General features: G+C 68.4%; 22 protein-coding genes. 18 read left to right on the forward strand and 4 right to left on the reverse strand.

The window, feature by feature from the left end; translation table 11 throughout:
- The first annotated feature begins 114 nt into the window (after nt 1–114).
- The 17 genes from P2PM1_RS01900 to serA all read left to right on the forward strand — a co-directional run bounded on the left by P2PM1_RS01900 (nt 115) and on the right by serA (nt 18,516).
- Nucleotides 115–864: a YebC/PmpR family DNA-binding transcriptional regulator gene (locus P2PM1_RS01900; RefSeq protein ID WP_186397962.1), complete on the forward strand. Its 750-nt coding sequence runs from the start codon at nt 115–117 to the stop codon at nt 862–864.
- A gap of 150 nt (nt 865–1,014) precedes the next feature.
- On the forward strand, nt 1,015–1,533 hold the full coding sequence (gene ruvC / locus P2PM1_RS01905) for a crossover junction endodeoxyribonuclease RuvC (RefSeq protein WP_186388436.1): 519 nt from the start codon (nt 1,015–1,017) through the stop codon (nt 1,531–1,533).
- A gap of 28 nt (nt 1,534–1,561) precedes the next feature.
- Nucleotides 1,562–2,176 carry a Holliday junction branch migration protein RuvA gene (gene ruvA / locus P2PM1_RS01910; RefSeq protein WP_186388435.1) on the forward strand — a complete coding sequence of 205 codons (615 nt, stop codon included), beginning with the start codon at nt 1,562–1,564 and terminating at the stop codon, nt 2,174–2,176.
- Nucleotides 2,173–3,219 (forward strand): Holliday junction branch migration DNA helicase RuvB, encoded by a 1,047-nt coding sequence (ruvB, locus tag P2PM1_RS01915; RefSeq protein ID WP_186388434.1) that lies wholly within the window; start codon nt 2,173–2,175, stop codon nt 3,217–3,219. The genes ruvA and ruvB overlap by 4 nt, the downstream gene beginning before the upstream one ends.
- Nucleotides 3,206–3,679: a tol-pal system-associated acyl-CoA thioesterase gene (ybgC, locus tag P2PM1_RS01920; protein ID WP_186397556.1), complete on the forward strand. Its 474-nt coding sequence runs from the start codon at nt 3,206–3,208 to the stop codon at nt 3,677–3,679. Before ruvB ends, ybgC begins: the two co-directional genes overlap by 14 nt.
- Nucleotides 3,680–3,865: 186 nt before the next feature.
- Nucleotides 3,866–4,579 (forward strand): protein TolQ, encoded by a 714-nt coding sequence (tolQ, locus tag P2PM1_RS01925; protein WP_186397963.1) that lies wholly within the window; start codon nt 3,866–3,868, stop codon nt 4,577–4,579.
- Nucleotides 4,580–4,583: 4 nt separating this feature from the next.
- The gene (tolR, locus tag P2PM1_RS01930; protein WP_208984932.1) at nt 4,584–5,036 is read left to right on the forward strand and encodes a protein TolR; all 453 of its coding nucleotides are present in this window, start codon (nt 4,584–4,586) and stop codon (nt 5,034–5,036) included.
- A 4-nt stretch (nt 5,037–5,040) separates the two neighbouring features.
- A complete protein-coding gene (locus P2PM1_RS01935) occupies nt 5,041–5,985 on the forward strand; it encodes a cell envelope biogenesis protein TolA (protein WP_186388431.1) in 945 nt (314 codons plus the stop codon).
- A 150-nt stretch (nt 5,986–6,135) separates the two neighbouring features.
- The gene (gene tolB / locus P2PM1_RS01940) at nt 6,136–7,491 is read left to right on the forward strand and encodes a Tol-Pal system beta propeller repeat protein TolB (RefSeq protein WP_186388430.1); all 1,356 of its coding nucleotides are present in this window, start codon (nt 6,136–6,138) and stop codon (nt 7,489–7,491) included.
- 140 nt (nt 7,492–7,631) lie between these two features.
- Nucleotides 7,632–8,117 (forward strand): peptidoglycan-associated lipoprotein Pal, encoded by a 486-nt coding sequence (gene pal / locus P2PM1_RS01945; RefSeq protein WP_186388429.1) that lies wholly within the window; start codon nt 7,632–7,634, stop codon nt 8,115–8,117.
- Nucleotides 8,118–8,326: 209 nt separating this feature from the next.
- Complete coding sequence (gene ybgF, locus P2PM1_RS01950; RefSeq protein ID WP_208985164.1) at nt 8,327–9,331, forward strand: tol-pal system protein YbgF; 1,005 nt, start codon at nt 8,327–8,329, stop codon at nt 9,329–9,331.
- Nucleotides 9,318–10,655 carry a tRNA lysidine(34) synthetase TilS gene (gene tilS, locus P2PM1_RS01955; RefSeq protein WP_186397964.1) on the forward strand — a complete coding sequence of 446 codons (1,338 nt, stop codon included), beginning with the start codon at nt 9,318–9,320 and terminating at the stop codon, nt 10,653–10,655. The genes ybgF and tilS overlap by 14 nt, the downstream gene beginning before the upstream one ends.
- A gap of 129 nt (nt 10,656–10,784) precedes the next feature.
- Nucleotides 10,785–12,713, forward strand: coding sequence for an ATP-dependent zinc metalloprotease FtsH (gene ftsH, locus P2PM1_RS01960; RefSeq protein ID WP_186388427.1), 1,929 nt, complete (start codon nt 10,785–10,787; stop codon nt 12,711–12,713).
- Nucleotides 12,714–13,022: 309 nt separating this feature from the next.
- A complete protein-coding gene (glmM, locus tag P2PM1_RS01965) occupies nt 13,023–14,369 on the forward strand; it encodes a phosphoglucosamine mutase (protein WP_186388426.1) in 1,347 nt (448 codons plus the stop codon).
- Between the two features lie 271 nt (nt 14,370–14,640).
- Nucleotides 14,641–15,438 (forward strand): outer membrane protein, encoded by a 798-nt coding sequence (locus tag P2PM1_RS01970; RefSeq protein ID WP_186388425.1) that lies wholly within the window; start codon nt 14,641–14,643, stop codon nt 15,436–15,438.
- A gap of 227 nt (nt 15,439–15,665) precedes the next feature.
- Nucleotides 15,666–16,841 carry a phosphoserine transaminase gene (locus P2PM1_RS01975; RefSeq protein ID WP_186388424.1) on the forward strand — a complete coding sequence of 392 codons (1,176 nt, stop codon included), beginning with the start codon at nt 15,666–15,668 and terminating at the stop codon, nt 16,839–16,841.
- An 88-nt stretch (nt 16,842–16,929) separates the two neighbouring features.
- Nucleotides 16,930–18,516, forward strand: a complete 1,587-nt coding sequence (gene serA / locus P2PM1_RS01980; protein WP_186397965.1) for a phosphoglycerate dehydrogenase — start codon at nt 16,930–16,932, stop codon at nt 18,514–18,516.
- Between the two features lie 129 nt (nt 18,517–18,645).
- Here serA and P2PM1_RS01985 read toward each other — a convergent pair whose 3' ends face one another.
- From P2PM1_RS01985 to P2PM1_RS01995, 3 genes are all read right to left on the reverse strand, one after another.
- Nucleotides 18,646–20,376 carry a hypothetical protein gene (locus P2PM1_RS01985; protein ID WP_186397966.1) on the reverse strand — a complete coding sequence of 577 codons (1,731 nt, stop codon included), beginning with the start codon at nt 20,374–20,376 and terminating at the stop codon, nt 18,646–18,648.
- 60 nt (nt 20,377–20,436) lie between these two features.
- Complete coding sequence (locus tag P2PM1_RS01990; RefSeq protein WP_186397967.1) at nt 20,437–21,726, reverse strand: adenylosuccinate synthase; 1,290 nt, start codon at nt 21,724–21,726, stop codon at nt 20,437–20,439.
- 163 nt (nt 21,727–21,889) lie between these two features.
- Nucleotides 21,890–23,158, reverse strand: a complete 1,269-nt coding sequence (locus P2PM1_RS01995) for an MFS transporter (protein WP_186397968.1) — start codon at nt 23,156–23,158, stop codon at nt 21,890–21,892.
- 179 nt (nt 23,159–23,337) lie between these two features.
- Between P2PM1_RS01995 and P2PM1_RS02000 the strand changes: the two genes are divergently transcribed.
- On the forward strand, nt 23,338–24,282 hold the full coding sequence (locus P2PM1_RS02000) for a DMT family transporter (protein ID WP_186397969.1): 945 nt from the start codon (nt 23,338–23,340) through the stop codon (nt 24,280–24,282).
- On the opposite strand, the gene P2PM1_RS02005 is transcribed toward P2PM1_RS02000, so the two are convergent.
- A complete protein-coding gene (locus P2PM1_RS02005) occupies nt 24,279–26,477 on the reverse strand; it encodes a CHASE2 domain-containing protein (RefSeq protein WP_186397970.1) in 2,199 nt (732 codons plus the stop codon). The genes P2PM1_RS02000 and P2PM1_RS02005 overlap by 4 nt on opposite strands.
- Nucleotides 26,478–26,543: the final 66 nt, after the last annotated feature.

The following is a 26,543-nucleotide window of genomic DNA, read 5'->3' on the forward strand; positions in this document are numbered from 1 at the left end:
ATCGGGCCCGCCTGCCCGACATCAATCCGGGAGGAACGCGCCTGGAGACCGTGTCCGGGCCGCGCCAAGGCGTGGCCGAGACCGCCGGCGTTCCCGACAAGACCAGGAAGCGACATGGCCGGACATTCCCAATTCAAGAACATCATGCACCGGAAGGGCCGTCAGGACGCGGTCCGCTCGAAGATCTTCTCCAAACTGTCGAAGGAGATCACGGTCGCGGCGAAGATGGGCGGCACGGACATCAACTCCAATCCGCGCCTGCGCCTGGCCGTGCAGAACGCCAGGGCGCAGTCGATGCCCAAGGACAACATCCAGCGGGCCATCAACAAGTCGCAGGCCGGTGACGGCGACAATTACGAGGAGATCCGCTACGAGGGCTACGGCCCGGCGGGCGTCGCGGTGATCGTCGAGCTGCTGACCGACAACCGCAACCGCTCGGCCTCGAACGTGCGCTCCTACTTCTCCAAATGCGGCGGGTCGATGGGCGAGACCGGTTCGGTCGCCTTCATGTTCGACCGCATCGGCGAGATCGTCTATCCGGCCGCGGCCGGCAGCGCCGACGCGATTCTGGAGGCCGCCATCGAAGCCGGCGCCGAGGACGTGCAGTCCGACGAGACCAGCCACGTGGTCACCTGCGCCTTCGAGGATCTCGGCGAGGTCTCCAAGGCGCTGGAAGCCACGCTCGGCGAGGCCGAGACGGTCAAGACCGTGTGGAAGCCGCAGACGCTGACCCCGGTCGATGCCGACAAGGCCCAGACCATGCTGAAGCTGATCGGTCTGCTGGAAGACGACGACGACGTGCAGAACGTCTACTCCAACTTCGACGTCGACGAGGAAACGCTGGCCCGCCTGACGGCGGCCTGAGCGACGCGCTTCCTTTGCGTCCCTGCAAAAGCCCGGCGGGTTTCTCGCCGGGCTTTCGTCGTTTACGGCGCCCGGTTTTCTGCTGGTTTGCGGGGCTGGCGCCATGTCCGCGCTGGTCAGGGGCGGCGAATGGCGTTACCGATTTGTTCCATGGCACTCCCGATTCGCATCCTTGGCATCGATCCAGGCCTCCGGCGCACCGGCTGGGGGGTGATCGTGGTCGAGGGCAACCGCATGGGCTTCGCCGCGAGCGGCACCGTCCTCTCCGACAACCGGCTGCCGCTGTCCGACCGGCTGCGCCAGTTGCATGACGGGTTGCAGGAGGTCGTCGGGCAGCAGGCGCCGGACGAGGCGGCGGTGGAACTCACCTTCGTCAACAAGGATGCCGGGGCGACGCTGAAGCTTGGCCAGGCGCGAGGCATCGCGCTGCTCGTGCCGGCGCTGAACGGCCTCGCCGTGTCCGAATACGCGCCGAACCTCGTCAAGAAGACGGTCGTCGGCACCGGCCACGCGGAGAAGGAGCAGATCCGCATGATGGTGAAGGTGCTGATGCCGAAGGCGACGTTCAATTCCGACGATGCGGCGGACGCGCTGGCCATCGCCATCTGCCATGCCCAGCACCGGGTGACGCCGGCGGCGGCGCGCATTGCCGAGAAACTGGCGCGATGACTCTGTCTATGGGAGCCGGGAGACGGGCATGATCGGCAAGCTCAAGGGTGTGGTCGACGAGATCGGCGACGATCACCTGATCCTCGATGTTCATGGCGTCGGCTATCTGGTCTATGCGCCGGCGCGCGTGCTGCAGGGCCTGCCGGGGCGCGGCGAGGCGGCGGTGCTGCATATCGAGACCCTGGTGCGCGAGGACATGATCCGCCTTTACGGCTTTTCCAGCGCCTCGGAAAAGGCCTGGTTCCAACTGCTGATGACCGTACAGGGGGTCGGCGCGAAGGTGGCGCTGGCGGCGCTCGGCGTGATGAAGGCGTCCGAACTCGCCAATGCGGTGGCGCTGGGCGACACCGCCCAGATCGCCCGTGCGCCGGGCATCGGCAAGCGGGTCGCCGAGCGCATCGTCACCGAACTGAAGAGCAAGGCGCCGGCCTTTGCCAGCGTCGATGCGGGCACCATCGCCGCCGCGCAGCAGGCTTCCGCCGCCGTGCCGACCGCGGTCGGCGATGCGGTGTCGGCCCTCGTCAATCTCGGCTATCAGCCGGCGCAGGCGAGCGCCGCGGTGGCCGCCGCCGTCAAGAGCGCGGGCGAGGGGGCCGAGGCCGCCACGCTGATCCGTCTCGGCCTCAAGGAGCTTGCCAGATGAGCGAGGACGCCGGCCGCCTCGTCTCGCCGGAACTGCGCGGCGACGAGATCGACACGACGATGCGCCCGCAGGTGCTCGACGATTTCGTCGGCCAGGCGCAGGCGCGCGCCAATCTCAAGGTCTTCATCGGTGCGGCCAAGGCCCGCGGCGAGGCGCTCGACCATGTGCTCTTCGTCGGACCACCGGGTCTCGGCAAGACGACGCTCGCCCAGATCATGGCGCGGGAGCTCGGCGTCAATTTCCGTGCGACCTCCGGCCCGGTGATCGCCAAGGCCGGCGATCTTGCTGCCTTGCTGACCAATCTGGAGGACCGCGACGTTCTGTTCATCGACGAGATCCACCGTCTCAGCCCGGCCGTCGAAGAAGTGCTCTATCCGGCGATGGAGGATTTCCAGCTCGACCTGATCATCGGCGAGGGCCCGGCGGCGCGTTCGGTGAAGATCGACCTCGCGCGCTTCACCCTGGTCGCGGCGACGACGCGGCTCGGCCTCCTGACGACACCGCTGCGCGACCGCTTCGGCATTCCCGTCCGCCTGCAGTTCTACACCTCCGAGGAGCTGGAGCTGATCGTGCGGCGCGGCGCCCGCATCCTCGGCCTCGGCATGAGCGACGACGGGGCGCGGGAGATCGCCCGGCGCGCGCGCGGCACGCCGCGCATCGCCGGCCGCCTGCTGCGGCGGGTGCGCGACTTCGCGGTCGTTGCCGGCCAGGAGACGGTGGATGCCGCCATCGCCGACCGGGCGCTGACCCAGCTCGAGGTGGACAGCGCCGGCCTCGACCAGCTCGACCGGCGCTATCTCAACCAGATCGCGCTGAAATTCGGCGGCGGGCCGGTCGGCATCGAGACCATCGCCGCCGCCCTGTCGGAGCCGCGCGATGCCATCGAGGAGATCGTCGAGCCCTATCTGATCCAGCAGGGCTATATCCAGCGCACGCCGCGCGGACGCATCCTGACGCCGCTCGCCTTCCAGCATCTGGGGCTGGCGGTTCCGCAGGGCGGCGGCGCACCGCAGCTCGGGCTGTTCACCGATGACGACACGTGAGGAGGATGGCCGCTGGCCGGACCTTGCCGGCCGGATCGAGGAGGGGCGGCATGTCCTGCCGGTGCGGGTCTATTACGAGGACACCGATTTCACCGGCGTCGTCTATCACGCCGCCTATCTGAAATTCGCCGAGCGCGGCCGCTCGGATTTCCTGCGTCTGTGCGGCGTCCACCACAACGAGCTGGCGAGCGGCGCCCATGGCGAGCCGCTGGCCTTCGCCGTCCGGCACATGGAGATCGATTTTCACGCGCCGGCGCGCATCGACGACCGGCTGGAGGTCGCAACCCGCCTTACCGAGGCGCGCGGCGCGCGCATCGTCCTTGCCCAGGAGGTGCGGCGCGCAGAGGTTCTGCTGTTTTCCGCCCTGGTGACGGTTGCCGTGATTTCTCCGCAAGGGCGGCCGCGCCGCCTGCCGCCGGCGCTCGCCGCCCGCCTGACCGCCGACATCGCGCCGTCTTAACGCGACAGTAACCTTAACGCTGGCTTAATGCCGCAGGTTATCGGCGGAAACAGTCCCAGTTTCGCCAAAATCGCTCGTCATTGAGGCGGTCGATCAGCGGACAACCGACTGGCCCGATCGATACGGGCAACCGGCAACCGATCCGGCATGTGCGCCAATGGAATCGGGCAAGAGGTCCTGAATTAGATGAATCCCGTGGAACTTGCACAAACGACCCTCGCGGCACCGCAGGGCGACATGTCCTTCTTCGCGCTGTTCCTGCAGGCGCATCTCGTCGTCAAGCTGGTGATGCTCGGCCTTGTCGTGGCATCGATCTGGTGCTGGGCGATCATCGTCGACAAGTGGCTGCTGTTCGCGCGCACGAAGCGGCAGATGAACCGCTTCGAGACGGTGTTCTGGTCCGGCCAGTCGCTTGAGGAGCTCTACCGGACTCTGTCGGGGCGGGCGAACCACTCGATGGCGGCGCTGTTCATCGCCGCGATGCGCGAGTGGAAACGCAGCCACGAGGGCGCGCGGCCGGCGATCGCCAGCCTGCGCCAGCGCATCGACCGGGTGATGGACGTGACCATCGCCCGCGAGGCGGAACGGCTGGAGGCACGGCTGCTGGTGCTGGCGACCGTCGGATCGGCCGCCCCGTTCATCGGCCTGTTCGGCACGGTCTGGGGCATCATGACCAGCTTCCAGGCGATCGCCACCTCCAAGAACACCAACCTTGCCGTCGTCGCACCTGGCATCGCCGAGGCGCTGCTTGCGACCGCGCTCGGCCTGCTCGCGGCCATTCCGGCGGTGATCGCCTACAACAAGCTGTCGGCGGATGCCGGCAAGCTGGCCGCGCGGATGGAAGGGTTCGCCGACGAGTTCTCCGCCATCCTGTCGCGTCAGATCGACGAGAGGAGCTGACCCCATGGGCATGCAGTCCGCCGGCGGCGCGGCGCCCGAGGACACCGGCAGACGGCGGCGCCGCAGGCGCAGCCAGCCGATGAGCGAGATCAACGTCACGCCCTTCGTGGACGTGATGCTGGTGCTGCTGATCATCTTCATGGTCGCGGCGCCGCTGCTCACCGTCGGCGTGCCGCTCGACCTGCCCGAGACGCAGGCGAGCCCGATGGAAGGCGCCACCGAGCCGATCACGATTTCGGTGGCCGCGGATGGGCGGATCTATATCCAGGAGACGGAAATCGCCGCCGAGGAAGTGGTGCCGAAACTGGAGGCGATCGCGCGCGCCGGCTACGAGGAGCGGATCTTCGTGCGCGGCGACCAGAACGCCGACTACGGCACAATCATGCGGGTGATGGGGCGGATCAGCGCGGCCGGCTACAAGCGGATCGGCCTCGTGACGCTCGAGGAGCAGCAGTAGGCCCATGCGTGTCGGGCTCATCGCATCGACTGCCGGCCATCTGGCCGTGCTGCTTTGGGGAGTGATGTCCTTCCCCGATGCGAAGCCGTTCGAGATCGCGCCGGTGGACAGCCTGCCTGTCGATCTGGTGCCCGTCTCCGAACTGACCCGCCTGCGCATCGGCGAGAAGACGGCCGAAGTGCGCGAGGTCGAGGCGACGCGGCCGACCGAAAAGCCCGTCGAGCAGCCGAAGGCGGAGGAGAAGCCGGCCGAGACCGAGGCCAAGCGTCCCAACCAGGCAACGCCCGCGCCAACGCCCGCCCCCACGCCGGAACCGACGCCCGCCCCCGAGCGTCCCGTGCCGCCCGAGCCGCAGCCGCAGCCGGTGGCGCCCGAGCCTCCCGCGCCGAAGGCGGAGCCCGAGCCGGCGCCGACCCCGGCCCCGGAGCCCGAGAAGAAAGTGGCGGAAACGCCGCCGCCGCCGACCGTGCGCCCGCGCTCCAAGCCGACCCCGCCGGCGCAGCCGCAGCGCGAGCGGCCGCGCGAGAATTTCAATCCGAACGAGATCGCCGCCCTGCTCAACAAGGTCGAGCCGGCGGGCGGGGCGAGCTCGAATTCGACGCAGCCGGCCTCGCTCGGCAGCCGCCAGGGGCAGAGTGGCGTGACGATGAGCCAGTCGGAGATCGACGCGCTGCGCGGGCAGATCTCGCGCTGCTGGAACCCGCCGGCCGGCGCGGCCGGCGCGGGTGACCTCAATGTCCGCCTCAAGGTGTTCCTCACCCCGGGCGGCGAGGTGGACCAGCGTCCGGAAATCATGAATTCCAGCAACAACCCGTCCTTCGGCATCGCGGCGGAGAGTGCGCGCCGGGCGGTGCTGCGCTGCGCTCCCTATTCCCTGCCGGCGGCGAAATACGATGCCTGGCGGGAAGTGATCATCAATTTCGATCCGCGCGAACTGCTCGGCGGCTGAGCATGGATCGGGACATCCCACGACCGTTGCGGATATGCCAAGATTCGCAAGGGACGCGAAAATGACGAATTCTCACGCAACGGATGGGCCGGGACACGGCACATCCGCTTTCGCGGTGCGCCGCGACACAGGACCGACGGAGCCTAGAGGATGATCAGACAGGCATCTGCCAGCATTGCAAGCTCGGGCTTGCGGATCACTGCCCTGCTGCTTGCGGCGGTGATCTGGAGCTTCGGACTGCTTCCGGCCGAGCGCGCATCGGCGGTGATCGAGATCGACATCACCCAGGGCAATATCGAGCCGCTGCCCATCGCCCTGCCGGCTTTTGCAGGGCGTGGCGGCGAGGCGCAGCTTGCCTCGCAGATCACCGATGTGATCAAGGCCGACCTTGCCAGGTCCGGCCTGTTCCGGCCGCTCGATCCGGCAAGCTTCATCGAGACCAATGTCGATGTGAACACGCCGCCGCAATTCGCCTCCTGGCGCCCGATCGGCGCGCAGGCCTTGGTGGTCGGTGCCATCGAGCGGCAGTCGGACGGCCGTATCCGCGCCGAGTTCCGCCTGTGGGACGTCTTTGCCGGCCAGCAGATGCTCGGCCAGCAATTCTACACCACTGCCGACAACTGGCGGCGGATGGCCCATATCATCGCCGATGCGATCTATGAGCGCCTGACCGGCGAGAAGGGCTATTTCGACACCCGCATCGTCTTCATCGACGAGACCGGAACCAAGGACAAGCGCGTCAAGCGCCTGGCGATCATGGACCAGGACGGCGCCAATGTCCGCTACCTGACCAATGGCAACGAACTGGTGCTGACGCCGCGCTTCTCGCCCTCGCGCCAGGAAGTCACCTACATGGCCTATGCGGGCACCGACCCGCGCGTCTATCTGCTCAACATCGAGACCGGGCAGCGCGAGATGGTCGGCAACTTCCCGGGCATGACCTTCGCCCCGCGCTTCTCGCCGGATGGCCAGCGGGTGGCGATGAGCCTGCAGCAGGGCGGCAATGCCAACATCTTCGAGATGGACCTGCGCTCGCGCCGCACGACGCGGCTGACCAACACGCCGGCGATCGACACCAGCCCGTCCTATTCGCCGGACGGACGCCGGATCGTCTTCGAGTCCGACCGCGGCGGCACCCAGCAGCTCTATGTGATGGAGGCCAATGGCGGCAATCCGCAGCGCATCAGCTTCGGCCCGGGCCGCTACTCGACGCCGGTCTGGTCGCCGCGCGGCGATCTGATCGCCTTCACCAAGATGCATCAGGGCCGCTTCATGATCGGCGTCATGCGGCCGGACGGGTCCGGCGAGCGCGTCCTCACCGAGGGCTATCACAACGAGGGGCCTGCCTGGTCGCCGAACGGCCGCGTCCTGGTGTTCTTCCGCGACACGCCGGGCGCAACGGGCGGTCCGCAGCTCTGGACCGTGGATCTGACCGGCTACAACGAGCAGCGGGTGCCGACGCCGGCCTTCGCGTCGGATCCGGCGTGGTCGCCCTTGCTGGAATAGGAGCCAGCCGCTAGGGTTGAACAACCCTTGCGTCTGTGGCGCGCAAGAGTTCGTTAACCATGTTGATGAACGCGCGCTTAACCGGTTTCGCTGTAGAAGCGTTTACCCTGTCGGGGTGGTGGGGATCAGGAGTGTGTTTGATGATCAATCTCGGAATGCGTAGCCGAAGCGCGCGCATTGCTTCTGTCGTTGTGGGCGCGATGCTTCTCGCCGCCTGCGCGCAGACCAAGCCGGACGGCCTGACCGGCAACGTCCAGCCCGGCAGCGGCCAGGACTTCGTGGTCAATGTCGGCGACCGTGTCTTCTTCAACGAGGACCAGTCGACGCTGACGCCGCAGGCGACGGCGACGCTGGACAAGCAGGCTCAGTGGCTGCGCAGCTATGCCCGCTACACGGTCACGGTCGAGGGCCATGCGGACGAGCGCGGCACGCGCCAGTACAACATCGCGCTGGGCGCAAGGCGCGCCGACGCGGTGCGCAACTATCTTGTCGCGCGCGGCATCCCGGGCAACCGGATCAAGACGGTCTCCTACGGCAAGGAACGTCCGGTCGCGGTCTGCAACGACGAGAGCTGCTGGACGCAGAACCGTCGCGGCGTGACCGTGCTCGACAACGCCGGAAGCTGATCGGCGCGACAGCGCCTCGGCAACGATCTATCTGCCTTCGGGGCGGCCGGGCGGGAAACCGCTGCGGCCGCTCTTTGTTTTAGGCGAGGCGTTGCGACGGCATGCCTTGGCCCGCGTCAAAATTTGGCCGAAGTCGCGGCGCCCTGTGCTATTGCGTTCAGGCGGACGGACGGGCGGTCGCCCGTCTGCCGCACGGGCGGAGGACAGGCATGAAGCGATTGAAACCCATGGCGTTCAGAATTCTACCCGGCGTCTTCGCGCTGGTGGTGCTCCTGGCACTGCCGCAGTCGGCGTCGGCCCAGCTTTTCGGGTCGCGCAACGACGGCGACGCGGCGGTGCGGGTCAACCAGGTCGAGGAGCAGGTGCGGAGCCTGACCGGCCAGATCGAGCAGCTTACCTACCAGATCCGACAGTTGCAGGAGCAGCTCCAGCGGATGCAGGAGGACAACGAGTACCGCTTCCAGCAGTTGGAGCAGGGCGGTCGCAAGCGCTCCGATACCGGGGGCGGAGAGGCCGGCAGTCTGGCCGGCCTGCAGGGCGGTGGCGAGAGCTACGGCCCTGCCACCGGCACGCTCGGCCAACTCTCCGTCGATGGATCGGGCGATGCCGAGTTCGGCGCCGAAGGCGGCTACGAGCAGGAGGAGACGGCAGGGCTCGGGGCGGGCCCGCTCGACCTCTCGGCCCTGGCGCGCGGACAGTCGGGCACGGGCGGCTTTGCCAGCGAACCGGGCGGATTTGCCGGCGGCGGAGGGCAGGACAGCCTGCCCCCCGGCGTCTCCGGCGGCCAGCCGCGGGAGACATTCGAGATGGCGGCGGTCCCGTCCGGCGGATCGCCGCGCGGCGACTATGACGGCGCCTATTCGATGATCATGGCCGGCGACTATGCCGGGGCGGAGGCCGGGTTCAAGCGCTTCCTGCAGGACCATCCGAACGATCCGCTGGCGGCCAATGCCCAGTTCTGGCTTGGCGAGAGCCTCTATGCCCGCAAGCAGTACCGCGATGCGGCCGACGCCTTCCTGAAGAGCTATACCGACTATCCCGACAGTTCGAAGGTCACCGACAGCCTGCTGAAGCTCGGCCTGTCGCTGAAGGGGATCGGCCAGAAGGACGCGGCCTGCGCCACCTTCAGCGAACTCCTGACCAAGTATCCGGGCGCGCCGACCTCGATCCGTGCCGAAGCCCAGGCCCAGCAGCAGAGCGGTGGCTGCGTCTGACCGCGCGCGGCCCGTCTGCGAGACGCAGGCCGACGCCCTCCTTGCACCGCTGACATCGTTTCGCTCGCTCGCCCTCGGCGTTTCCGGCGGCCCCGATTCCACGGCCCTGTTGCTGCTTGTCGCCGCCTGGCGCGCGCGCAGGACCGCCCCTCCCGACATTCACGTCCTGACCGTCGATCATGGCCTGCGTCCCGAAGCGGCGCATGAGGCCCGTGCCGTGGCGCAGCTTTGCGACCGGCTCGGCCTTGCCTGCCGGGTCCTGACATCGCGAGCGCCCAAGCCTTCCGCCAATCGCCAGGCGGCGGCGCGAGACCTGCGCCGGACCCTGCTTGTCGAGGCCAGTGCAGAGCTCGGCGCCGAGGCGCTGGTGCTCGCCCATCATCTTGATGACCAAGCCGAGACGCTGCTGCTGCGCCTTGGTCGCGGCAGCGGTGTCTACGGCCTTGCGGCGATGCCGGCGCGGGGCCTCTGGCACGACGGGGAGGGGACCTGCGTCGAAGTGTTGCGGCCGCTGCTCGCCGTCTCCAAGGCCAGCCTCGTCGCCACCTGCCGGGCGGCGGGCGAGGCCTTTGCCGAAGACCCGTCCAATGACGATCCGGCCTATGCGCGCACCCGCCTGCGCCGCCTGATGCCGGCGCTGGCCCGAGAGGGGCTCGATGCCGCGACGCTTGCCGCCACCGCCGGGCGGCTGGCCTCGGCGGCGGCCGCCATCGACGCGCAGGTCGACGCGGCGCTGGCCGCCGGTCTCCTGCGCCATCCGGCCGGCCCGGTGCGGCTGCGGCTGGAGGCGATCGCCGCCCTGCCGCGCGAGAGCCTGCTGCGCCTCTTCGCCAGGCTGCTGGCCGCGACCGGCGGCGAGCCCTATCCGCCGCGTCTCGCCCGGCTGGAGGGGCTGGTGGAGCGTCTGGCGGGACATGCCGAGATCCAGTCGACACTGTCCGGCGTGGTGGCGCGCCGGCGCGGCGGCGAGATCGTCTTCTGGCGCGAGCCGGGGCGGGGCGGAGTTGCGCCGGTGACGCTGCGCGGCCCCGGCCGGGCCGTCTTCGACCGGCGCTTCCTGCTGGAGGCGGAGCGGGGCGAAACGGTTCGTGTCGTGCCCCTGGGGACGCTCTCGGAGCACGGGATCGACCGCAAGGCGGCGGGCGACTGGCCCGCGCCGGCCTTCGCCGCCGCGCCCCTGCTGCTCGGGCCGGGCGATGCGGCCTATTGTCCCGGCCTTGCCGGAACGCCGCCCGCACGGATCCGACTGGTTCCCTTTGGGCCGGAAGAAAGCCTGCGGCGGGCGGAACTTGCCGCCAATCCGTTCGCTGTCGAAGATTTTTAAGAAAAACGAGACCTGTTGCGTGCGAATCTCCATCGTCGCCTTGGCAGCCCCTTTCGGCGGACCTATCTTGGCCTTAAAGAACGTCTATCCAGCGCAGACCGCCGCCATGTCGCGGTGAAGGAACCGCTCATGAACACCAATTTTCGCAATTTTGCCCTCTGGGTGATTATCGGCCTGCTGCTGATCGCCCTGTTCCAGCTCTTCCAGAGCCCGGGACAGCGCACGGTGACGAACGACATCCCCTTCTCCCAGTTCCTGAACCAGGCCGAGCAGGGCGATGTGCGGGAGGTGACGATCCAGGGCCAGCAGATCATCGGCACCTATAACAGCGGCGGTGCGTTCCAGTCCTATGCGCCCGAATCGGCCGGCGAATATGTCGAGCTGCTGCGCTCCAGGGACGTGCGCATCATCGCCCGTCCGCCGCAGGAGAGCTTCTCGCTGCTCGGCGCGCTGATCTCCTGGTTCCCGATGCTGATCATCCTCGGCATCTGGATCTTCGTGATGCGCCAGATGCAGGGCTCGGGCGGCAAGGCAATGGGCTTCGGCAAGTCGAAGGCCAAGCTGCTGACCGAGGCGCATGGCCGCGTCACCTTCGAGGATGTCGCCGGCATCGACGAGGCCAAGGAAGACCTGCAGGAGATCGTCGAGTTCCTTCGCGATCCGCAGAAGTTCCAGCGCCTTGGCGGCCGCATTCCGCGCGGCGTGCTGCTGGTCGGCCCTCCGGGCACCGGCAAGACCCTGACCGCGCGCGCCGTCGCCGGCGAAGCCAACGTGCCCTTCTTCACCATCTCGGGCTCCGACTTCGTCGAGATGTTCGTCGGCGTCGGCGCCAGCCGCGTCCGCGACATGTTCGAGCAGGCGAAGAAGAACGCGCCCTGCATCATCTTCATCGACGAGATCGACGCGGTCGGCCGCCATCGCGGCGCCGGCCTGGGCGGCGGCAATGACGAGCGCGAGCAGACGCTGAACCAGTTGCTCGTCGAGATGGACGGCTTCGAGCCGAACGAGGGCGTCATCATCATCGCGGCGACCAACCGTCCGGACGTGCTTGACCCGGCGCTGCTGCGCCCGGGCCGCTTCGACCGGCAGATCGTCGTGCCGAACCCGGATGTCACCGGCCGCGAGAAGATCCTCAAGGTCCATATGCGCAAGGTGCCGCTGGCGCCGGACGTCAATGTCCGCACGCTGGCGCGCGGAACCCCCGGCTTCTCCGGTGCCGACCTGATGAACCTGGTCAACGAGGCGGCGCTGCTGGCGGCCCGCCGCGGCAAGCGGCTGGTGACCATGGCCGAGTTCGAGGACGCCAAGGACAAGGTGATGATGGGCGCCGAGCGCCGCACCCTGGTGATGACCGAGGAAGAGAAGAAGCTCACCGCCTATCACGAGGCAGGCCACGCGCTGGTGGCGCTGCACATGCCGGCGTCCGATCCGATCCACAAGGCGACGATCATCCCGCGCGGACGCGCGCTCGGCATGGTCATGCGCCTGCCGGAGAAGGACCAGGTGTCGCTGACCCGCGCCAAGTGCAAGGCCGACCTTGCGGTGGCGATGGGCGGCCGTGTCGCCGAGGAGATGATCTTCGGCTACGAGAAGGTGACCTCGGGCGCCTCCGGCGACATCCAGATGGCGACCCGTCTGGCGCGGGCCATGGCGACCCAGTTCGGCATGTCCGACAAGCTCGGTCCGCTGCTCTATGGCGAGAACCAGGAAGAGGTGTTCCTCGGCCATTCGGTCGCCAAGAGCCAGCACGTGTCGGAAGACACCCAGCGCATTGTCGACGCGGAGATCAAGGCCTTCGTCAACACCGGCTACGAGACGGCGAAGCGCGTTCTGTCCGAGCACGAGGATCAGCTCCACATCATCGCCAACGGTCTTCTCGAATACGAGACGCTGTCGGGCGACGAGATCCGCGACCTGCTCGACGGCAAGCCGCCTGTGCGCGAGACCGACGACGACCAGCCGACGGCGCGCGCCTCGGCGGTGCCGAAGACCGGCGCCAAGCGGCGCGGCGAGGGCGATGCTCCGACCGGCGGCATGGAGCCGCAGCCGCAGGGCTGATCCTTGCGCGGCTGACGGCCCGCGGCCATCCTCCCGTTAACGCGAAACGGCCCGGCAGGCGACTGCCGGGCCGTTTTCATGCGGCGGTGCGATCCCGCGCGGCCTTGCCGGCTGTAACGAACGAAAACAAATTTTGAACTCCTTTCTGGCAGCTTGGTGCTACATGGAGGAACCGCCGGCCGGGCTGGAGTTCGTGCCGCGCTTGGGACACGGGACCGGCCACAGGCCGGCGCGGCCGACACGCGGACGCAGGCCGATGTGCCGACCGGCCGAACCGGCTGGCCTCCCGCCGCAAAAGACAGGGTCGACATGACGCGCAAGTATTTTGGAACCGACGGCATTCGCGGCACGGCCAACCGTGCGCCGATGACCCCGGACATCGCCCTCAAGGTCGGCATGGCCGCCGGTCTGTCGTTCCGCAACGGCTCGCACCGCCACCGGGTGGTGATCGGCAAGGACACGCGCCTGTCCGGCTACATGATCGAGAATGCGCTGGTCGCCGGGTTCACGGCGGTCGGTCTCGACGTGCTGCTGCTCGGGCCGATGCCGACGCCGGCGGTGGCGATGCTGACGCGCTCCGTGCGTGCCGATCTCGGCGTGATGATCTCCGCCTCGCACAATCCTTACCAGGACAACGGCATCAAGTTCTTCGGCCCCGACGGCTACAAGCTCTCCGACGAGGCGGAAAGCGAGATCGAGAAGCTGATCGAGCAGGACCTGTCGCGGCAACTTGCCTCTCCCTCCGATCTCGGCCGGGCCAAGCGCATCGACGGCATGCGCGACCGCTATGTGGAATTCGCCAAGCGCACCCTGCCGCGGGAGATGAGCCTTGCCGGCCTGCGCATCGTCGTCGATTGCGCCAATGGCGCTGCCTACAAGGTCGCCCCCGAAGTGCTGTGGGAACTCGGCGCCGAGGTGATCGCCATCGGCGTCGATCCGGACGGCTACAACATCAACCTGAAATGCGGCTCCACCGACACCGATGCCCTGTGCCGCAAGGTGCATGAGGTGCGCGCCGACATCGGCATCGCGCTCGATGGCGATGCCGACCGGGTGATCATCGTCGACGAGAACGGCAAGGTGGTCGATGGCGACCAGTTGATGGCGGTGGTCGCCCAGTCCTGGCTGGAGGATGGGCGCCTGGCGGCCTCCGGCATCGTCGCCACGGTGATGTCCAATCTCGGGCTGGAGCGGTATCTTGGTGGCCTCGGCCTGACGCTTGCCCGCACCAAGGTCGGCGACCGTTATGTGGTCGAGCACATGCGCCAGCACGGCTACAATGTCGGCGGCGAACAGTCGGGCCATATCGTCCTGTCCGACTTCGCCACCACCGGCGACGGCCTTGTCGCGGCGCTGCAGGTGCTGGCCTGCGTGTCCAAGCTCGGCCGGCCGGTTTCCGAGGTCTGCCGCCGCTTCGATCCGGTGCCGCAGATCCTGCGCAATGTCCGCTATTCCGGAGCCACGCCGCTGGACGATCCGGGCGTGCAGCAGGCCATCGAGGATGGCCGCAAGACGCTCGGCACCAGCGGCCGCCTGCTCATCCGTCCGTCCGGCACCGAGCCGCTGATCCGTGTGATGGGTGAGGCGGACAACGAGGATGTGCTGACCGGGGTCGTCGACCGGATCGCCGCGGCGGTGGCGCGCGCCGCCGCCTGACGCCGAACGGTCGTTCTGCTCGCCAAGCTGCAAGGGCCGCTTTCCGAAAGGAGGCGGCCCTTTCGTATGGTTAACAGTCTGCAAAGATGCGGGGAGACTGTTGCTTATCGCAATTTCTCTCTTCTTTTGTTTACTCTTCATTAACGTAAAAAAACACGGTTAAATTTTACGGTTAAGCCCACCTTAAGCATTTTCGGCAAATCTAGCCTCGTGTTTCACGTGCGCGGCCGGCAAACGAAGACTGTACGGACGCACTTACGAGGACCGAGACATGAGCAGCCAAATCAAGAAAATGTGCCTGGCTGGCGTCGCGATGATCGTCTCGTCAGCCGTCCACGCAGCGGATATGCCGATCCCGGTGATCGAGCATGTTCCGCAGGTGCCGGTCGTGACGGGAGGTTGGTATCTGCGTGGCGACATCGGCTACAAGATCTACCAGACCCCGAGCGTTGCCTACGGGCCGCTGCACTTCCGGAACGAGAAGATGGCCCGCACCGGCATGATCGGTGCCGGCGTCGGCTACAAGTTCAGCGACTATCTGCGCGCCGACGTGACGGTCGACTACGAGTTTCCGGCCAAGGTCACCGGCTATGCGCCGTGCCCGGCGCCGTGCGGCGGCCCCGGCATTGGCGGGTTCTCCAAGGAGACGGCGAAGATCGACGTCCTGACCTTCCTGGTCAACGGCTATGTCGACCTCGGCACCTGGGCCGGCTTCACGCCCTATGTCGGCGGCGGTATCGGTACGTCCTACGTCACCGCCAGCGACGTGAAGTTCCTCAATCCGGACGGCGCCTCCGGCAAGTATCCGGGCGGCAGCACCTGGAACTTCTCCTGGGCGCTGATGGCGGGCGGGTCGTATGAGTTGACGCCGAACTGGGCGATCGACGCCGGCTACCGCTACCTGAACATCGGCAATGCCTACACCAAGAGCTTCAGCACGGGCGGCGCCAATCCGTCCTACAAGATCCGCTACCAGGATCTTGCCGCGCACGAGTTCCGGGTCGGCATGCGCTACACGTTCAACTCCGGCCCGACCTTCATGCCGGAGCCGATCGTCGCCCGATACTGATCGGACCGCCCTCCGCGGCATGGCGCCGCGGGTGGCTGCCATGGACAGTCGAGACAATCATGGGACCGGGCCTTGTGCCCGGTCCTGTGCGTTCTGCTCTTGCCTTCGATCGGGGCCCCCAACCGGCTCCGTCGTTTTGACCGCTTGCGGGCCACACGCGGTTCGGCTATCTCCGTCAGCGGGACACTCCTCCCCAACGAGGAGCACCTATCTGGAAGGGTAGTCAGATGACGCAGCATGCAGAACCGGCCGTTCGGCCGGAAAATCCCCGTTTCTCCTCCGGTCCTTGCGCGAAACGTCCCGGCTGGTCGGCCGCGGCGCTCGCCGATGCGCCGCTCGGCCGCTCCCACCGCGCCAAGCCGGGCAAGGCCAAGCTCGCCGAGGCAATCGAGCTTACCCGCGAAATCCTGCAAGTGCCGGCGGACTATCGCATCGGCATCGTTCCGGCGTCCGACACCGGCGCCGTCGAGATGGCCATGTGGACGCTGCTCGGCCCGCGCGGCGTCGACCTGCTGGCCTGGGAGAGCTTCGGCTCCGGTTGGGTGAGCGATGCGGTCAAGCAGTTGCGCCTGGCCGACACGCGGGTCATCGAGGCGCCCTATGGCGCGCTTCCCGATCTTTCCACCGTCGATTTCGCGCGCGACGTGGTCTTCACCTGGAACGGCACGACCTCCGGTGTGCGCGTGCCGGATGCCGAGTGGATCGCGGCCGACCGTGACGGCCTGACGATCTGCGACGCCACCTCGGCCGCCTTCGCCCAGCCGCTGGACTTCGCCAAGCTGGATGTCGTCACCTTCTCCTGGCAGAAGGTGCTGGGCGGCGAGGCGGCGCATGGCATGCTGATCCTCAGCCCGCGCGCGGTCGAGCGGCTGGAGAGCTACACCCCGGCCTGGCCGCTGCCCAAGATCTTCCGCATGACCAAGGGCGGCAAGCTGATCGAGGGCATCTTCAAGGGCGAGACCATCAACACGCCGTCCATGCTCTGCGTCGAGGACTATATCGACGCGCTGAAATGGGCGAAGGAGATCGGCGGCCTTGACGCACTGATCGCCCGTGCGGACGGCAATGCCGGCGCCATTGCCGACTGGGTCGCGCGCACCGGCTGGGTCGACTTCCTGGCGAGCGATCCGGCGACCCGTTCCAACACCTCCGTCTGCCTGCGGATCGTCGATCCGCGCGTCGCCGGGCTCGATGCCGGGCAGCAGGCCGGCTTCGCCAAGGCGATGGCCACCGCGCTCGAGGCCGCCGGTGTCGCCTATGACATCGGCTCCTATCGCGACGCGCCGTCCGGCTTCCGCATCTGGTGCGGCGCCACGGTGGAGCAGGCCGATGTCGAGGCGCTGCTGCCCTGGCTCGACTGGGCCTTCGAGCAGCAGTTGCAGGCGCTCGGCAAGGCCGCCTGAGCCTTTCCCCACACGACCGACGACACAGGCCGTCCGGTCCCGCGCGAGGGCGCGGGACCGTGATCCGGCAAGCCAGGGAGACTGACCTATGGCCCCCAGGGTTCTCATTTCCGATCAACTGTCCGAGGCCGCCGTCGAGATTTTCCGCTCGCGCGGGGTCGAGGTCGACTACCGGCCGGATCTCGGCAAGGACAAGGACGCGCTGCTTGCCGCCATCGGCGACTATGACGGCCTTGCGATCCGCTCCGCCACCAAGGTGACGGCCAAGCTGCTTGCCGCCACCGACCGGCTGAAGGTGGTCGGACGCGCCGGCATCGGCGTCGACAATGTCGACATTCCGGCGGCGTCCGCCAAGGGCGTCATCGTCATGAACACGCCCTTCGGCAATTCGATCACCACGGCCGAGCATGCCATCGCGATGATGTTCGCCGTCGCCCGCCAGATCCCGGCCGCCGATATCTCCACCCAGGCCGGCAAGTGGGAAAAGTCGCGCTTCATGGGCGCGGAAATCACCTCCAAGACCTTCGGTCTGATCGGCTGCGGCAATATCGGCTCCATCGTCGCGGATCGTGCCATCGGGCTTAAGATGCGGGTGGTGGCGTTCGATCCGTTCCTGTCCGACGAGCGCGCCGTCGACCTTGGCGTCGAAAAGGTCGATCTCGACACGCTGCTGGCGCGCGCCGATGTGATCTCGCTGCACACGCCTTTGACCGACAAGACGCGCAACATCATCGACGCTGCGGCGATTGCGAAGATGCGCGACGGCGTCATTCTCATCAACTGCGCCCGCGGCGGGCTGGTCGACGAGGCGGCACTGCGTGCGGCGCTGGACAGCGGCAAGGTGGGCGGTGCCGGCGTCGACGTCTTCGTGGACGAGCCGGCGACGGAGAACGTGCTGTTCGGCGCGCCCAACCTGGTCTGCACCCCGCATCTGGGCGCTTCGACCAGCGAGGCGCAGGAGAATGTCGCCCTGCAGGTCGCCGAACAGATGTCGGACTACCTGATGAAGGGCGCCGTTTCCAACGCGCTCAACATGCCCTCGATCACCGCCGAGGAGGCGCCGCGCCTGACCCCGTTCGTCAAGCTGGCGGAACTGCTCGGTTCTTTCGCCGGCCAACTGACGGAGACCAGTCTCAGCGGCATCCGCCTCGAATACGAGGGGGCCGTCGCGGAGATGAACATCAAGGCGCTGACGGCAGCGGCGCTGACCGGCGTGCTGCAGCCGCTGCTGCAGACCGTCAACATGGTTTCGGCTCCGGTGATGGCGCGCGAGCGCGGCATCATGGTGGAAGAGGTGCGCCGGGCCCAGGCTGGCGCCTATGAGAACTATATCCGCCTGACGGTGAAGACCGAGCGCCAGGAGCGCTCCGTCGCCGGCACGGTGTTCTCCGACGGCAAGCCGCGCGTCATCCAGGTGAAGGGCATCAACATGGAAGCCGAGCTCGGCTCCCACATGCTCTATGTCACCAACGAGGATAAGCCGGGCTTCATCGGCCAGCTCGGCACGGTCCTGGGCGAGGCCGGGGTCAACATCGCCACTTTCAACCTCGGCCGCACGGCGCCGGGCGAGGATGCGATCTGCCTGGTCGAGGTGGACGGCGAGGTGCCGGAGGCGGTGCTGGCAAAGATCGCTTCGCTGCCGCATGTGAAGCAGGCGAAGCCGCTGGCCTTCTGATCCGGTGCCGCCTCGCGGCGCTGGGCACGATGCGAAAAGGGCCGGAGCGGGATGCCGCTCCGGCCCTTTTCATGTGTGCGTGTTCAAGTGTGCGTGTTCATGTGCGCGCGTCGCGCGGGGGCGCCGCCGTCAGCCGGCGCGCCAGGCGTCGGTCGCCTGCTGGACGGCGCGGCTGCCGGGCGTGCCCTTTTCCAGCGTCAGGATGGCGCGCTTGCCGTTCTCGTAGAGCATCGGGATGTCGATCCAGCCGCGATCGCGCAGCAGCATCAGGTTGCGCTCCTGCTCGTCCGGCAGGTTGGACAGGGCGACCCAGAAGTAGCCGTCGGCGACCTTCACCGAGGCGCCGATCAACGCATCGCCGCGCGCCTCCTCGGTGGTCTTCATCACAAGGCCGGGCACGTCGGCGACGCCCTGGCCGGAGAAGCCTTCCGGCAGTTCGAACTGCACTTCGAGCAGGTGGCTCGCCGGCAGCGTTTCGTCCCGGTTGGGCTTCAGGGTCAGATTGGCGGCAATGTTGCGGTCCGGCACCTCGATGCGCATCTTCAGCACCGTCTCGGCGCGCCCGTCGACGGTCTCCTGCGCGACGCTCCACACCGCGCGGCCGGCCGAGGCCTGGCCGGCGCTGCCGGCGGTCGGGCCCTCCTCGTAGAGGATGGCGCGCTGGGCGACCGGCGCCTCGGTGCTGGCGGTCGGGTCGGGTTGCGCGGGGGCGGCGGCGGTGCGGGTGTCCTGTTGCGGCAGGGCATCGGCCGGGGTTTCGACGGCCAGATCCTCCGCCGTCGCGGCGGCTTCCGGCTCCTCGGTGGTCTCGCTGTCGGCCTGCTGCGAAGCCGGTGTCTGCGGCTCGACCGTGCGCACGCCGCTGTCCGCATCCGTGGGCGCCAGCGTGTCGGTCTGCGGGCCGTTCGGGGTGATCCGCGTCGTCGTCACGGCGCGTGCATCCGGCGCCGGCCCGTCGAGCAGGCGGGCAGTGTCCTTGCGCGAGGCGGGGGTGGTGTCGGCGCCGTTGCCGGTCGGCGCGGGGCCGGTGTCCGTGGTCTGCCGGGACGGCGCCGGGGCGCTGTCGTCGGAGGAAAACAGGCCCAGCAGCGTCTCGCGCTGGGAATAGGTCACGGCGCCGATGCCCACGACGACGAGCAGCAGGGCGAGGCCGCCGAGGAGCGCCGGCAGGCGGGACGGGCGCATGTCGGCGTCGAGCGGCAGCGGCGACGGGCCCCTGGACGGACCCATATCGCGGCCGGACGCGCGCGAGCCGCGCGATCCGGCGAGCGGACGGCGCTCTTCCTCGTCCGCGGCCATCGGTGCTGTGCGAAGCGAGGGCTCGGCGCCGAGCGTCGGCTCGCGCTTGTGTGGGGCCGCGGGTGCCGGCTCGTCCTCAAGGGCGCTGCGGGCGGAGCGGCTCGCCTGATCGGCGGCCTCGCCCAGCTTGCGCGCTTCCTCGATGGCGCTCTTCAGCGTGTCGCGCGGCGGTTCGGCGGCAACTGTTGGCCGGGCGGCCGCCGCTGTCGGCGCTGCGGGCGCCGGGCGCGCGGGGGCAGCGGCTTGCGGGGCGGCTGGCCTTGCGGCTGGCTGCGGGGTCGCGGCCGGCGGCGGAGCGGCCGGGCGAGGCGTTGCCACGGGCTGCTGGGCGGCGGAGAAGCCAAGGGTCTCGCGCGCGGCTTCCGCCTCCACCTTGCGGATGGACTCCTCCAGCCGAAGCTGTTCGGCGGTGATCTCCGACGGCGACAGGGGCGGATCATAGGCCTTGAGCTGGGCGACGATGGCCTTGCGCGCGCGCTGATAGATCTCGCGCCGGGCTGCTCCGGTGTTCTCTGGAAGCGCTGCGACGGTTTTTTTCAAAACCGGGTAGTAATCTGCCATGTCGCCACTCGTGATCGCCGCACATAGGATCGCGCCGGGGCGCGATCCACGATTTAACGCTTAATCCTGAAACGGATTCTGGACAAGGATTGTGTCATCCCGTTCGGGTGAGGTCGAGAGCAGCGCGACCGGCGTGCCGATCAGCTCCTCGACATGGCGGACATACTTGACCGCCTGCGCCGGCAGTTCGGCCCAGCTTCGGGCGCCTTCCGTCGATTCCTTCCAGCCCGGCAGGGTCTCGTAGATCGGCTTGACGCGGGCCTGCGCGCCCTGGGAGGCGGGCAGGTGGTCGATGCGTTGGCCGTCGAGCTCGTAGGCGACGCAGATCTTGATCTCGTCGAGCCCGTCCAGCACGTCCAGCTTGGTCAGGGCGATGCCGTTGATGCCGTTGATGCTGCAGCTCTGGCGCACCAGCACCGCGTCGAACCAGCCGCAGCGGCGCTTGCGCCCGGTCACGGTGCCGAACTCGTGGCCGCGGGTGCCGAGGAACTCGCCGATCTCGTCGGTCTGCTCGCTGGGGAACGGGCCTTCGCCGACGCGGGTCGTATAGGCCTTGGTGATGCCGAGCACATAGCCGATGGAGCCGGGGCCAAGGCCGCTGCCGGCCGCCGCCTGTCCGGAGACGGTGTTCGACGAGGTGACGAACGGATAGGTGCCGTGGTCGATGTCGAGCAGGGCTCCTTGCGCGCCCTCGAAGAGAATGCGCTTGCCGTCGCGGCGGCACGTGTCGAGCAGCGACCAGACGGTCTGCATATAGGGCAGCACCTGGCCGGAGACGCTTTCGAGTTCGGCGAAGATCGTCGCCGGATCGATTTCCGGCTCGCCGAGCCCGCGGCGCAGGGCATTGTGATGCGCCAGCAGCCGGTCGATCTTGGCCGGCAGGCTCTTCAGATTGGCAAGGTCCATGATGCGGATGGCGCGGCGGCCGACCTTGTCCTCATAGGCCGGGCCGATGCCGCGCTTGGTGGTGCCGATCTTGGTGCCGGTGGCGGCGTTTTCGCGCAGCGCGTCGAGTTCGCGGTGCAGCGACAGGATCAGCGTCGCGTTGCCGGCGATCGCCAGCGTGTCCGGCGACACCTTGATGCCCTGCTCGGCAAGCCGGCCGATCTCCGCCACCAGCGCATGCGGGTCGATCACCACGCCGTTGCCGATCACCGACAGCTTGCCGCGCACCACGCCCGAGGGCAGCAGCGACAGCTTGTAGCTGACACCGTCGATCACCAGAGTGTGGCCGGCATTGTGGCCGCCCTGGAAGCGCACGACGACGTCGGCCTGTTCCGACAGCCAGTCGACGATCTTGCCCTTCCCCTCGTCACCCCATTGAGATCCGACGACGACGACATTGGCCATGCGATACGTTCCTTCGATCACTCGAAACCCGGCTGGCAGTGGTGCCAGCACACACGAAAAACCCCGGTTCAGCCGACCGGGGCAAGGTGAGGCGGACTATAACGGCGGCAGGGCGGATTGACGAGCCCCAAGACCCGCTTTCCCGGCCGGCGCGGCGGAAAAGTCACTCCCGATCCGGCTTGTCCTGTCCCTTCTGACTGCTTGCCAGGCGAAAGATCGCCGGCGAAGTGCGCAGCAGCCAGACGAAGCGGCCGCGTCGGCTCGCCGGAGCCGCCTCGCGGACCAGAAGCCGCAGGCCGACAAAGGCGACGAAGGCGAGGTGCAGCCCGCCGGTATAGACGAAGAAGGCGGCGGGCCCGAACCGGTCCATCACCGCCGAGGCGATCAGCGGGCCGACCATGGCGCCCAGCGCGAAGAACATGGTCAGCCCGGCGGCGAGCTCGACATATTGTCCGGGGCCGGCATGGTCGTTGGCATGGGCGGCGGAGAGCGAATAGAGCGGCAGCGCGAAGCCGCCGAACAGGAAGGCGCCGAGGAATATTGCCGCCTCAGCGGTGACGCCGGACAGGAACAGGCAGGAGAGGCCGGCGCCGAGCGTCGCCATGATCAGCACGTAGCGCCGGTCGATGCGGTCCGAGGCCCAGCCGAGCGGAAACTGGAAGATGGCGCCGGCGATCACCCACAGGCTGATCAGGAGCGCCAGCCCGTCGGCGTCGAGGCCGACCCCTTGCGCATAGACCGGGCCGACGGTGCGGAAGGCGCCGTTGGTCAGGCCGATGGTCAGGCAGCCGACGGCGGCGACCGGCGAGATCGCCCAGATCGACAGGTAGTTGATCCGCGTCGTGTCGGAGACCGGGGGATTGCCCTCGCGGGCGAGCGAGACCGGAATGAGCGCGGCGCAGAAGACAAGGCCGATCACCACCAGGATCTCGACGCCGCCGGCGCCGAAGGCCGGCAGCAGGAACTGCCCGCCGGTCACCGCGCCCAGGTCGACGATGCGGTAGATGCTGAGGATGCGGCCGCGCTCGGCATTCGAGGCAAGCGCATTCAGCCAGCTTTCCAGCACCATCGCCGTGCCGCAGAAGGCGATGCCGCTGACGAAGCGCAGGCCCGCCCAGGACACGCCCGGCGCGGTGAGCAGCAACAGCAGCACGGAGATGGCGCTCAGCGCTGCAAGGGCCGAGAACACCCGGATATGGCCGACGCGCTGGATCAGGATCGGCGTGACCAGCACGCCGAGAATGAAGCCGGCATAATAGGCCGAGCCGAACAGGCCGATGGTCGTGTCGGAAAGGCCGTTCAGCCGGCCGCGCACCGCGATCACGGTCATCGCCACGCCATTGGCGCCAAGCAGCAGAGCCGCGGCGACGAGAAGCGGGATCAGGCGGAAGAGCAGCGGACGCGAGGCGAGGGAGGACGGATTGTCGGGCATGCTGGCCAGCACTCGGGGCGGCGGGAACGCCGATCCTGACCGCGGTGGCCGCCCGCCACAAGCCCCTGTTTCGACTTTTCAACCTGGATGGCCGCAACGCTCGCGTATCGGGTGGGTGCGACGGGCGGCCGGCGATAGGCATGTCGAGGCGCCGGACAAGGCGTTGGCGGAGAGGGACAATGAGCTGGAAGAACTGGGTGCTGCTGGTCGTCTTGGCGCTGGTGTGGGGCGCGACCTTTCCCTTCGGCAAGATCGCCCTTGGCGAGATCCCGCCCTTCGTTCTCGCCTTCCTGCGGGTGCTGCTGGCGGCGCTGGTGCTGCACGCGGTGCTGCGGATCTACGGGCTTGCCTTTCCGCGCGATCGTTCGACCCTCGGCGCCTTCCTGCTGATGGGGCTTCTCAACAACGCGATCCCGTTCTCGCTGATCCTGTGGGGGCAGACGGGCATCTCGGCGAGCCTTGCCTCGATCCTCAACGCGACGACGCCGATCTTCACCGTGCTCGTCGCCTCGCTGGCGTTTCGCCAGGAGGTGTTGCGGGCGCATCGGGTCGCCGGCATCGCCGTCGGCTTCGCCGGGGTGGCGCTGCTGCTGTTGCCGGGGCTGGAGGCGGGCGCGCTGGCGGGCCTTGCCGGTGAGCCGGCCTGGGCGCAGTTCCTGTGTCTCGGCGCGGCGCTGTCCTATGCCTTTGCCGCCGCTTTCGCCCGCCGCTTTCGCGGTGTGCCGGTGATGGTGGCGGCGACCGGGCAACTCACCGGCTCCAGCCTGTTGCTGTTGCCGCTGGCGCTTTGGCAGGCGTCCGCCAGTCCCGGCGGCTGGTCGCCGGCCATGGCGGGGCCGGCGGCCTGGGCCTCGGTGGTGGCGCTGGGCACCGCCTGCACCGCCTTTGCCTATCTCATCTATTTCCGCCTGTTGAGCGAGGGCGGCGCCACCAATGCCTCGCTGGTCACGCTGCTGATCCCGGTATCGGCGACGCTGATCTCCGCCCTGCTGCTCGGCGAGGCCCTGTCGGGGCTGCAACTCGCCGGCATGGGCGTGCTGCTCGCCGGTCTGGTCCTGCTCGACGGGCGCGTGCTGGCAGTCTTCGGCAGTTCGCGCCGCCCGGCCGGGAGCGACCCTCGCTAGGCCGGGGCGCGGTGCGGCATTGCCTCGATGCGTTCGGCGAAGCGGTCGTAGATGTCGTGGAGCCGCTCTGGCGCGCGTTCCCGGCAGGCGGCAAGACGCGCAAGCGCCGTCTCGCGGTCGCCGTCGTCGATCGCCGCGACCAGTGCCGCATGGGCTTCGGCGAGTGCCTGGAACTCGGCACTGGTCGCATAGTCGGGATCGCCGACAAGGGCGAACAGGCGGATCGGCACGCTCTTGCCCTTCAGCGGGATGGCGCCGGCCTCCAGGAAGGCGAAGCCGGGGGCCGCGCGCGCGGTGTCCTCGGAGACGACGCAATCGGCGCCGACCGCCTTGCAGCTCGATTCGATTCGCGCCGCGACGTTCACCGCGTCGCCGATCACCGAATAGTTGAAGCGCCGGTCGGAGCCCATGTTGCCGACGCAGGCCTCGCCCGTGTTGAGGCCGACGCCGATGCGCACGCTCTGCGTCGGCAGTCCGCGCTGGCGGAAGTGGAAGGCATCTGCCGCGTTCAGCCGGTCGACGATCCGCACCATCTCCAGCGCCGCCCCGCAGGCCTTGGCGGCATGGTCGCCGACATCCATCGGCGCGTTCCAGAAGGCCATGATGCTGTCGCCGATATATTTGTCGATGGTGCCGCTGCGTGCCTGGATCTCCTCGGAGAGCGGCGACAGCAGGGCATTGAGGAAGGCGACCAGATCCGTCGGCGTCAGTTGCTCGGAGATCGGCGTGAAGCCGCGCACGTCCATGAACATGATGGTCATGTCGCGCATCTCGCCGCCGAGCCGCAGGGCGTCCGGCGCCGTCTCCAGCCGCTTGACCATTTCCGGCGCCAGATACTGGCCGAAGGCGGCGCGTACGAAGCGCTTTTCCCGTTCGGTCAGGACGTAGAGCAGGGCGGTGGCGGCGGCATAGACGGCGAACAGGTTGACCGCGGTCGGATAGACCGGATCGAGCAGCAGCCCTTGCGTGCGGAACAGGTGGATGGCGCCGGCATAAAGGACAAGGGCGATGCCGCCGCCGATGGCCGCCGCCCAGATCGCGCCGAAGGCGAGGGTCAACGCGATGACGGCGATGCCGAGCAGCACGGTGACGATGATCTCGGCGCCGTCGGCCCAGTCGGGCCGGCTGAGAAAGGTGCCGGCAAGGATCTGTTCCGCCGCCTGCGCATGCACCGAGACACCGGGGACGAGGTCGCCGAGGGGTGTCGCGCGGATGTCGAAGAGACCCACCGACGAGGTGCCGACGAAGACGATCTGACCCTCGATCTGCGCGGCGAGCCCGGTCCGTGTCGCCGGGTCCAGCACGTCGGCGGCGGAGACGTAGCGATCGGGCCGGTCCTCGTTGAAATAGACCCAGAGCTCGCCCTGCGCCGTGGTGGGGAAGGGAACCGCGCCGACCTTGATGTCGGTGACGGCCGCCGCGCCGGTGCCCAGTTCCCCGCTCGCATCGGCGGAGCGGATGATGTAGCTGCCGGCGCCCTGGGCAACCCGCAAGGCCTCCATCACCAGGCTCGGGAACAGCGCCTGCCCGTCGGTGAAGACCATCGGCACGCGCCGCACGATGCCGACCGTGTCGCGGCTGGACAGGCTGAGGCCGCCGCTTCCCGTCGCCGCCTCCTCCAGCACGGGCAGGCTGGCAAGCACCGAGGGGAAGGCGGGAAGGCTGGCGGCCGGGTCGCTGCCGGCATGGGCGAAACCGGCCTTGGCGGCCGGCCGGCCGCCATCGGCATTGGGCAGGATGGCGAAGCCGAGGACGACGGGCGCCTCGGCAATCGCCTCCGCGAAAAGTTGGTCCGTGTCCGGGAGCCGGTCGGCAAGCCCCTCCAGTGCGGCATCGCTGCCGAGCTTCAGGTCCGGCACATAGCGGTGGGGCGACAGCCGGTCCGGTTCTGCGAAGATCACGTCATAGGCGATGGCGGCGGCCCCCAGCTCCGCCAGCGCGCGGGTCAGGTCTGCCAGCGTGTCGCGGCGCCAGGGCCATTGGCCGTGCACGGCCAGCGAGCGCTCGTCGATGTCGACGATACGGACGGGAAAGTCATCGTGAGGGCGTGGCCAGAAGCGCTGGTAGCTGTCGAGGCCTATCAGACGGATCTCCGAGACGAAGGGCGGATCGTAGGCGCGCAGCGCGGTAACGACGGCGAGCACCAGGCACCCGACCGCCGCCACGAACAGGCGCTTGCGTCGCGTGATGCGCATGGGGTCTTCCGCCTTTCCTGCCGCCGGCCGTCATGCCGGTCCGATGCTCTAACCTTCCCGGCACTG

This window comes from Stappia sp. P2PMeth1 (genome assembly GCF_900185735.1).
GTDB lineage: Bacteria > Pseudomonadota > Alphaproteobacteria > Rhizobiales > Stappiaceae > Stappia.

Coding starts and splice junctions, on each gene's coding strand:
- P2PM1_RS01900 (WP_186397962.1), top strand. CDS start 115: ATGGCCGGACATTCCCAATTCAAGAACATCATGCACCGGAAGGGCCGT.
- ruvC (WP_186388436.1), top strand. CDS start 1,015: ATGGCACTCCCGATTCGCATCCTTGGCATCGATCCAGGCCTCCGGCGC.
- ruvA (WP_186388435.1), top strand. CDS start 1,562: ATGATCGGCAAGCTCAAGGGTGTGGTCGACGAGATCGGCGACGATCAC.
- ruvB (WP_186388434.1), top strand. CDS start 2,173: ATGAGCGAGGACGCCGGCCGCCTCGTCTCGCCGGAACTGCGCGGCGAC.
- ybgC (WP_186397556.1), top strand. CDS start 3,206: ATGACGACACGTGAGGAGGATGGCCGCTGGCCGGACCTTGCCGGCCGG.
- tolQ (WP_186397963.1), top strand. CDS start 3,866: ATGAATCCCGTGGAACTTGCACAAACGACCCTCGCGGCACCGCAGGGC.
- tolR (WP_208984932.1), top strand. CDS start 4,584: ATGGGCATGCAGTCCGCCGGCGGCGCGGCGCCCGAGGACACCGGCAGA.
- P2PM1_RS01935 (WP_186388431.1), top strand. CDS start 5,041: ATGCGTGTCGGGCTCATCGCATCGACTGCCGGCCATCTGGCCGTGCTG.
- tolB (WP_186388430.1), top strand. CDS start 6,136: ATGATCAGACAGGCATCTGCCAGCATTGCAAGCTCGGGCTTGCGGATC.
- pal (WP_186388429.1), top strand. CDS start 7,632: ATGATCAATCTCGGAATGCGTAGCCGAAGCGCGCGCATTGCTTCTGTC.
- ybgF (WP_208985164.1), top strand. CDS start 8,327: ATGAAGCGATTGAAACCCATGGCGTTCAGAATTCTACCCGGCGTCTTC.
- ftsH (WP_186388427.1), top strand. CDS start 10,785: ATGAACACCAATTTTCGCAATTTTGCCCTCTGGGTGATTATCGGCCTG.
- glmM (WP_186388426.1), top strand. CDS start 13,023: ATGACGCGCAAGTATTTTGGAACCGACGGCATTCGCGGCACGGCCAAC.
- P2PM1_RS01970 (WP_186388425.1), top strand. CDS start 14,641: ATGAGCAGCCAAATCAAGAAAATGTGCCTGGCTGGCGTCGCGATGATC.
- P2PM1_RS01975 (WP_186388424.1), top strand. CDS start 15,666: ATGACGCAGCATGCAGAACCGGCCGTTCGGCCGGAAAATCCCCGTTTC.
- serA (WP_186397965.1), top strand. CDS start 16,930: ATGGCCCCCAGGGTTCTCATTTCCGATCAACTGTCCGAGGCCGCCGTC.
- P2PM1_RS01985 (WP_186397966.1), bottom strand. CDS start 20,376: ATGGCAGATTACTACCCGGTTTTGAAAAAAACCGTCGCAGCGCTTCCA.
- P2PM1_RS01990 (WP_186397967.1), bottom strand. CDS start 21,726: ATGGCCAATGTCGTCGTCGTCGGATCTCAATGGGGTGACGAGGGGAAG.
- P2PM1_RS01995 (WP_186397968.1), bottom strand. CDS start 23,158: ATGCCCGACAATCCGTCCTCCCTCGCCTCGCGTCCGCTGCTCTTCCGC.
- P2PM1_RS02000 (WP_186397969.1), top strand. CDS start 23,338: ATGAGCTGGAAGAACTGGGTGCTGCTGGTCGTCTTGGCGCTGGTGTGG.
- P2PM1_RS02005 (WP_186397970.1), bottom strand. CDS start 26,477: ATGCGCATCACGCGACGCAAGCGCCTGTTCGTGGCGGCGGTCGGGTGC.